The following is a 1,648-nucleotide window of genomic DNA, read 5'->3' as shown; positions in this document are numbered from 1 at the left end:
CGTGTAAAAATTCAAAAATTTTGAGAAAAATCAACAAAAATCTTTGTTACAAAGACTTTTCCAAAAATAGGATAAGTACACCATCAATGATGAATATAATGGTTGAATTCTATCTTTTTCAAGTTTAAGGACATTTATTGCTTCACCAAGTAGTTGAGTCTTATACTACATTTGCATGAGCATAAGCATGGCATGCACTTGCATTTATTACATATTACATGTGCAAATACAATTACACCTGGAGAAACTTGAGGAATAAATGTGGAGACTTAACCCTGTGAGCTTTTGAGACCCGTCCTTTTCTTGGAGAGTTATTACATACATCTGGAGTCAAAAGACTCAACCTCTCAGTTTTGTCTATTTTTAGTCTCATATTCATTTTTCAGTTAGCCTTGAGCTAACATCAAGTGGGTGTAATATAAACTTGGGTCTTGTAGCTTATTTCAAGATGTGATCACCATGCATAATTAGTAGTTAAAAGTGATACAAAGACATTTAGTTAAACCCTGTTTACCTTAGGGTACCCTTTGATGCTTTATCCCTTAGGATTGACTATTCTGAGCCTTTCTTGTTACTTAGCCTTTTTCTTGAGCCCATTATCCTTACCCAACTCCATTATGGGAGTAAAAAACCCTTAGAATGTTTAGGTCCTTTTACCCATTGTTTTTGGAACATAAGGATGATTGTTTATGTGGTTACAAGAAGAAAGGAGAAATATAAAGAAATATCCAAACTAGTGAGATGAACCAAATATTGAAAATCAAAAAGTTTGAAGAAATTCCAGAAAAAGCCAGAATCTTCCCAAACCATTTCAAATCCAAAAAGAAAGGAAGATTCCAAAATATTGGCTAGAGCTTCATTGAAATTTTCCCAAAAGAATATGAGAAACACTTCTTCCCAGAAAAATTCCAAAAATTTCTCCATGTGCTGTTATTACAAATCACAAGTATTGAAGGCCCGAATGTTCTAAAAATATTTCACAAAAGCCTTTTCCATTTCTAGCCCTGTCCTAAGCCAAGTTACAACCCATTACTGTCTTTGTAGATCTAAGCTGATATGGTAGGATGTGGCGAGTAAGTGAGAAGGTGCTAAGGTGAAAAACCCGACATCTCAAGCAAGGCTAATTTTTCCATTCTTTGAGACCAAGTTCATTCCATTACACCAGTCCGTTCTTATTAATATATGTGTGATGATTGTCCATCTTCCTTCCTCACATATAGGTAAAATGATAAACACCATCTCTGAGTGACTTTTATTTCTGAGTATATGTCTGTGAGGCAGAAGTCAAAACGACCTTTCCAAAGGTGACTTAAGACCCGTGGTAGTATGGGTACATGCCTGTATTCGATGCATTTGATACCGTTATGCTTGGTTTATATTTCATATCTTATTCATGCATTTGTAGTATGTTATCTCATCTGAACGGTTTTGGAATACTTATCCTTATCCTTGATATGACCATTTCTGAGGTAAATGGTGGAAAATCTTATTCTTGGGATTAGTCATTGTAGTAAGTTTGTGGGTATCTTCTCTGAAAAACCCTCAGGAGACTATAACTCCTCCACCTGGTAAACCCTTGTGGTTGAAAGCCTTGATGCATATGGTTAATGCAATCACCTTAGTTATACTTCTCTTTTGAGTCCTTAAT

At 35.2% G+C, this 1,648-nt stretch carries 1 protein-coding gene; it reads right to left on the bottom strand.

The window, feature by feature from the left end:
• Nucleotides 1-687: 687 nt before the first annotated feature.
• Nucleotides 688-912 (bottom strand): hypothetical protein, encoded by a 225-nt coding sequence (locus tag EKG38_RS24730; RefSeq protein ID WP_126523525.1) that lies wholly within the window; start codon nucleotides 910-912, stop codon nucleotides 688-690.
• Nucleotides 913-1,648: the final 736 nt, after the last annotated feature.

Origin of the sequence: Shewanella canadensis (assembly GCF_003966225.1) — a bacterium.
GTDB classification, from domain to species: domain Bacteria; phylum Pseudomonadota; class Gammaproteobacteria; order Enterobacterales; family Shewanellaceae; genus Shewanella; species Shewanella canadensis.
Note: the sequence above shows the minus strand (reverse complement) of the source record. Positions and strands in the feature narration are given on the sequence as shown.